At 35.7% G+C, this 6,892-nt stretch carries 4 protein-coding genes; 2 read left to right on the top strand and 2 right to left on the bottom strand.

The genetic code is table 11. From position 1 onward, the window contains the following. Positions 1-377, top strand: a 377-nt coding sequence (locus BUB77_RS30205; protein WP_170866776.1) for a hypothetical protein, incomplete at its 5' end; no start/stop codon positions are given. A gap of 597 nt (positions 378-974) precedes the next feature. On the opposite strand, the gene BUB77_RS30755 is transcribed toward BUB77_RS30205, so the two are convergent. Both BUB77_RS30755 and ileS read right to left on the bottom strand, forming a co-directional pair. Next, positions 975-2,045 carry a M23 family metallopeptidase gene (locus BUB77_RS30755; protein WP_073280451.1) on the bottom strand — a complete coding sequence of 357 codons (1,071 nt, stop codon included), beginning with the start codon at positions 2,043-2,045 and terminating at the stop codon, positions 975-977. 203 nt (positions 2,046-2,248) lie between these two features. Continuing rightward, the gene (ileS, locus tag BUB77_RS27925; protein ID WP_073280450.1) at positions 2,249-5,365 is read right to left on the bottom strand and encodes an isoleucine--tRNA ligase; all 3,117 of its coding nucleotides are present in this window, start codon (positions 5,363-5,365) and stop codon (positions 2,249-2,251) included. Between the two features lie 505 nt (positions 5,366-5,870). On the opposite strand from ileS, the gene BUB77_RS27920 reads away from it, so the two are divergent. After that, complete coding sequence (locus BUB77_RS27920; protein WP_073280449.1) at positions 5,871-6,836, top strand: GIY-YIG nuclease family protein; 966 nt, start codon at positions 5,871-5,873, stop codon at positions 6,834-6,836. Positions 6,837-6,892 lie beyond the last annotated feature (56 nt).

Genomic DNA, 6,892 nt, shown 5'->3' with positions numbered 1-6,892 from the left:
AAGTTATACAAAGTTCAAGAACTGTTAATCTTCAAAAAATAGAGTTTCCAGAATTTGATTTATTTGTTTTTACTCCGCAGTACTCAGGTTCTAATGACGTTGAATCATATTTTTTTGCTCTTACTAATGAAGATGCTTTTTTATTTAATTTTGAATTTAATAAAGCATCTGGAAATAATGATAGTAGTGTAAGTTCTATTATACCGATAATATCACAAACAAAAAGCGAATATAAACCTAAAAAGCAAGGTGATAATCTAATAATAAAAACCACTCTAAATATAGGTGATAATGATTTAACGTTATTTGAGATTACTTTTAATCCAGATTTAAAAAATAGGATAATGAAATTTATCAGTAAATCTAAATTGGAATGATAAAAGGGCTGTTGTTCGACTAACTATAATGTTAAGCAACAGCCCTCTTTGAGACTGTGAAAAAAAGTCTGTAAAAATGTAAACATAAAGTAGGTCTTCTATGATAAAATCATAGTGATTATTTCGCATGAATGAGTCCAGTACAGAACAAAGTTCCGTACCCCATATCCTCTTTTTATACCACCTATTCACGCATGGAACCATACACTTGAAGCCCTTCACGTTTAACAGAAGAATTACTGACAACATAAAAATACTTATTACTGGATACCCGTCACATAAAAATGAGCTGTTTATGATTATTTTTAAATAATTTTATGGATCAATTACTCATTGGAATCTTCTTTATTTTTTTCTGAAAGATCTTTGTCCAATAATTTTTCACTTACATTATCTGGCATATTATCTATTATATCAGAAATCTGGGGAATTTGATTGATTAAATCAGCGTTTCCCTAGATTATAACTACTCTGTCTCCCTTGTTTCCAGTCCCCATCAGTGGTGGAATACAAAAAGTCCGCTATAGTATTAAACATTTTACTTCCTGCGAGGAGATACATTACTTCTATCAATAATATCTTCATGATATAAAAATCTTAATACGTATGCACAATAATGTTATCATCCATAATGCGTTCAATAGGATCTCCTGTCACATCTTTTATATTGGTAAAGGAACAAGGAAGGCCACGTCCTGTTAAAATATTGGGTTTGTCCATCAGCTGGAAATGCAAATGAGGGCAGTTGGAAAGACCTGTATGCCCCACTTTTCCTATAACCTGACCTTGCTTAACTCTATCTCCTTTTTTTACAGTTAAGCTATCCACAATCATATGTCCATAGAATGAACTTTCCCCATTTGCATGCTGTATGATAACATAGTTACCAAATTGAGAAGCCAATCCATATATTTTGAAATACGGCAATCTTTCCTCCCATACCCAGGAAGTCGTAATTGGTATAGAAGGGTAGCAATCAATCACTTCACCATCTGCGATGGCCAAGATGTCCTTTCCATATATAACATAGTCTTCCATTTGCATATTTTCCTTAAAGGAAAGTTTTTGCTCTTTATTATATTGAGCCATATCAATGGCAAATTCCATAGAATAATGCTGTCTATGGTCTAATAAACAATTGTAATTCCCGCAAGTGGAAACACATCCTTCTATTGGAAATATATAGTTGTTTTTATTCTCATAGTTTATTAAAGGAATAGATAGTGCCTGCTTATATTCCTTCCCTTCCATTTCATAAAGAACTTGAACGGATAATAAATCTACCATTTCTTTATAAACCATTACAAAATATTCATTAAATAATCCTGTTTCCTGATTTGGCATCAGGGTTACAGAGCTGCTGTATTCTTCTGTATTCCAGAATCCTTCTTCCCCTAAAAACAGCTGTGCGCCAAAGCCTCCTCCCAGCCAGGTGCATTCATGTGCAAATCTTTCAACTGCATTTGTTAATGCCTTATCACAATAAGTTACCTGCTTTACAAAGGTTTCAGCAGCATACAGCTCCATATTAATCTGTTTTAATACCACCGGTTTATCAGCATCATTTTTTATCTTCAGCCCATGAAGTAAAAAATTAGATTCAACATTTCCATGGGCCTCATTTGACATGTTAATAATATAATCTTTTGGTATCGTTCTTATTTCCATATTTCCTCCCGTTCACACAAGTCTACCTTGTATAGAATAAATAGTTTCTATTTTACCATGGGTACCGCTTCCTTTCCTTTTGTTAAGAAAATTATATCACCTGGCAGATAGAAACAGATACCTCATAGATTTTTACAAAATAAGATTGTACCAGGAGCAAAAGCATTCATACGCCTTTACTCCTGGTTCACACCAAAAATATTTTACTTTCCAATTTTTATCAGCAGATCTTTTTCATTGTCAGTTTCCACCGAAATAACTTTAGCTGGATTTTCGACTTTTATCATTTTCCCAAGTGTTTCTTTACAAATATAATCCATCCAGTTTTCAGGTGCTTCTCCCTCAAATTCAAGAAGAATCGTATCTGTAATTTCACATCCTATTAGTTTTCTTGCTTCTTGAATATTTCGTACAATATCTCTTGCCAGGCCTTCCTGCTTTAATTCTTCTGAAAGTGTTAAATCCAAGGACACCACAATTCCGTTGTTACTTGCTACATGCTGACCTTCTTTTGCCCGATAGGTTACTAATATAATACTTGAATCAAAGCTTTCCTTTATATTGTTGATTGTCAAAAGCACCTCTCTGTCACGCAGCTCAAATTTCTTGCTTTTAATTGCTTTTATGATATCAGAAATTCTATCCGGATATTTATTATGAATTTCATTAAAATTAGGTGCAAGATTTATTTCCGCGATATTCTCCACTTCGTTTAATATCTCAATATTCTTTACATTCAGCTCTTCCGAAATAATATCACGAAATTCCTCTACAACCGTATTGCTGTTATTATCAGATAGTGCAATTTTTAAATCACTTAACGGCTGGCGGTTCTTTATTCTGTTCTTATTACGAATGGTTCTTGCCAAATATATAATATTCTGGACAAGTGCGACCTTGGAAAGTAATTCTTCCTCCTGATATTCTTTTGGGATATTAGGCCACCCGGTTAGATGGACAGAATATTCACCTGTAAGAGTTTTGTATATCTTTTCAGATATTATTGGGGCTGCCGGCGCTAACAGTTTTGTTAAATTTACAAGAACATAGTACATAGTTTGATAGGCACTCTTTTTATCACCAGACATTCCGCTGTTCCAAAATCTTCTTCTCGAACGGCGAATATACCAATTAGTAAGACCATCTACTAATGACACCAGATATTCTACATATTTATCGACCCGGTAAATATCCATATTACCGGTAATGCTTTGAACAGTTTCATATAACTTTGCAAGAATCCACTTATCCATCTGATTATCTGTTTGCAGGACCTCTGATTCTTCTGATTTGAACCCATCAATATTTGCATAGGAAATAAAGAAATTGCAGGCATTCCAATACGGTAAAATGATTTGTTGATAGGCATCCTGAATACCTGACTCATCAAACAATAAATCTCCAATCAGCATGGCATTTGTCTGATACAGGTACAAACGGAATGCATCTGTTCCATACTGTTTCATCAATTGCATGGGGTCCGTATAGTTTTTGGAGGATTTGGATAATTTCTTCCCATCTTTGGCTAAAATTGTTCCGTGAACAATACAGTTCTGAAATGCATTCTTATCAAACAGCGCAACAGCAAGAACATGAAGGTAATAAAACCAGCATCTGATTTGTCCTGTGTATTCAACTATAAAATCACTTGGAAAATGTGATTCAAACCATTCTTTGTTTTCAAAAGGATAATGCTTTTGTGCAAATGGTACCGAACCGCTTTCAAACCAGCAATCCAGTACCTCCGGAACTCTTCTCATGGTTTTCCCGCAGCATTTACACTGAAAGGTAACCTTATCCATATACTGTCTGTGAAGATTCGTCAGGCGGATTCCAATGGCTTCATATATTTCTTCTATACTGCCCATAACCTTTCTTTCGCCGCATTCTTCACATTCCCAAATAGGAATTGGCGTGCTCCAATATCTGTTTCGTGAGATATTCCAGTCCCTTGCATTCTCCAGCCAATTTCCAAAGCGCCCTCCCTTTACCGTTTCCGGTATCCAGTTTATCTCCTCGTTTAATTCGATAAGGCGGCCTTTTATTTTATCAATATTAAAATACCATGCATCCATTGCCTTGTAGATCAACGGACGTTTGCACCTCCAGCAGTGAGGGTAATTATGCTCTATCGTTCCGTCCGCTACTGCTTTTCCATTCTCATATAAGAACCGAATGATAACCGGATTCATTTCAATAACATTTTTTTCAGTATTAGGGTCATAAAAATCTGTGACCTCCTCTGTAAAATGTCCTTTTTCATCCACTGGGTTAACAAGAGGTATTCTATTTTTCTTACAGGTCCAATAATCATCTTCCCCAAAGGCAGGTGCCGTATGAACTATACCAACTCCTTCATCCTCACCAATATAATCTGCTGTAACTACTCTAAAAGCGCCTTCTTCTTTTTTATCAGCAAAGTATTCAAATAAAGGTTCATACTGTACTCCTGCTAATTCTTCCCCTTTGCATTCTTTTATTATGCTAGGTGAATCCCCGAATATTTTTTCAAAATTTTGCAACGTGTTTTTACAGGCAACAAAAATTTCATCCTTCATTTCCACAAAGGAATAAATAAGCTTTTCACCAACGGCAAGGCATAAATTTGAAGGGAGTGTCCAGGGTGTTGTTGTCCATGCCAATAAATATACCGGCTTTTCATTCATTGACATTTCTGTTTTAAATTTTGCAATAATCCATCTGTCTTGTCTTAATCGGGTTGAATCTGATTCTCTTGTATCTGAAATTGATAATGACGTTTCACAATGCATACAATATGGTGTTACACGGTAGTCTCTATAGATTAGCCCTTTATCATAACATTGCTTAAAGGCCCACATAACGCTTTCCATATAATCCGTGTTCATTGTTTTATATGCACCCTCATAATCTACCCACCTGGCCATCTGCTCTACATATTCTTTCCAGGAGTCATTATTCTTCGATACAATTTCAAAGCATTTTTCATTAAATTTATCGATACCCAGATTTTTTTCGATTTCATTTTTATCCGATATTTCCAGTAAGGCTTCTGCTTGATTTTCAATAGGTAAACCATGGCAATCCCAGCCCCAGACACGGGGTACAATATATCCACGCATTGTCCAGTATCGTGCAATCATATCTTTGATAAAAGATACTAATACGGTTCCATGATGGGGTTTCCCAGTTGGAAACGGCGGACCATCATAAAACACAACTTCTTTTCCAGCTTCTTTTTCAACAGACTTTTTAAAGATATTCTCTGTCTTCCAAAATTCCAAGACCTCATCCTGGATTTTAGCTGCATCCGGCTTTCCTGACAATTCCTCATACTTCATATTTAGTCACCTTCCTTTTAAAATACTATAGAAAACACTGCATTTATACGCAAAAAAAGCCTCATCCTGTTCTAGGACGAGACCAATGAGTACCCGTTTATAACCACCTATTTGAACATACTAACATATGCCATCCAGGTAACGGTGGATTACCGACGAGGCCTAACTCACATATATATGCTTTCAGCCTGTAACTCCGAAGGGATGTTCAAAATTGTCCTACTTTTACCAGGATTTCACCCTCCCTGGTTCTCTGTGAATTTCGTTCAACTTCTACTGTCTTCATCAACATTTTATATAATAATATATTCATTCCCAATAAATTGTCAAGTTATTTTATAAAATAAAGACTTCTTTTTTATTCTATATGCAGCACATCGAGGTGTCTAAAATAGGTGAAATCCTACTTCTCTCATCATCGACTTCCTGTTGATATTATGCTATGATAGAATAATACATATTTATTAGCAACGAGTAGTTATTTTGATTATGTTAAGGTGAAGAAATGGAACATAAATACATTACAAACGATAAACTTAAGCAGATTCCCAAACTCCCGGGAATTTATAAAATGCTGGATTCCCAGGGTGTTATTATTTATATCGGAAAGAGTAAATGCCTGCAAAAAAGAGTTCAATCCTATTTTGTAAAAACCCCAAAGTGGGAAAAGGTAAACCGGATGTTACCGATGATCAGGGATATTGAGTACGTTGTTACCGATACTCATCTGGAAGCCCGGTTGCTAGAGTGTTCCTTGATAAAGGAATATAAGCCCCGCTTCAATGCCCAGATGAAAAACGACCGGAACTACTGTTTTATAAAAGTAGCGGACTATAATAAATATAATCCCCTATCCGTAATGGAAGAACGAACAGAGCATTGCTTCGGCCCCTTCAGAAGCAAATACACCATTAGTGAATTTCTGGTCAAGCTGAAGAATATTTATCCGATTACAAGAAACGGCAGCCAGTATGAGTTTGAATATCATATATTTCCTATTGCTATGGATAAAGCTCTATTTGATCAAAATAAGGCAGTTCTATCCGAGCTTCTTGCATCACAAGACAATCTTCTCTTACTGATCAATGCCCTGCAGTCTAAATTAGAGGAAGCCGCTGATTCCTACCGGTTCGAAATGGCCTCTGTTTACAGGGATATGATATCCTGCTTTAAAATGATTAAAAACGGCCTGAATGGCTATCAAAGCCTATCCTCACGGAGCATTCTGCTAAAGCTTCCTTTGGATAATGGCTGCTATAAGCTGTTTTATATTCAAAATGGAAGTATTATTCATAGTATGCTTACAGACAAGGTTACGAAAGATATCCGGAAGGATTTCATCAAGGCCGGTAAATTACTAATACCATCTATACATAGCTTTCAGGAGAACGAAAAGGAATGGATTGATTACCGGGATATCATATATTCTGAAATTTCCGATCTGCCTGAGGAATTGGTAGAATTGCTTTAGCTGCAGTTCTACAGCAGACATTCATCAGAACATGCAAGTAACGAATACTGTATAAT

The sequence above is a fragment of the Anaerocolumna jejuensis DSM 15929 genome, assembly GCF_900142215.1.
Classification (GTDB): Bacteria; Bacillota; Clostridia; order Lachnospirales; family Lachnospiraceae; genus Anaerocolumna; species Anaerocolumna jejuensis.
This window is presented reverse-complemented; position numbering and strand designations above follow the sequence as displayed.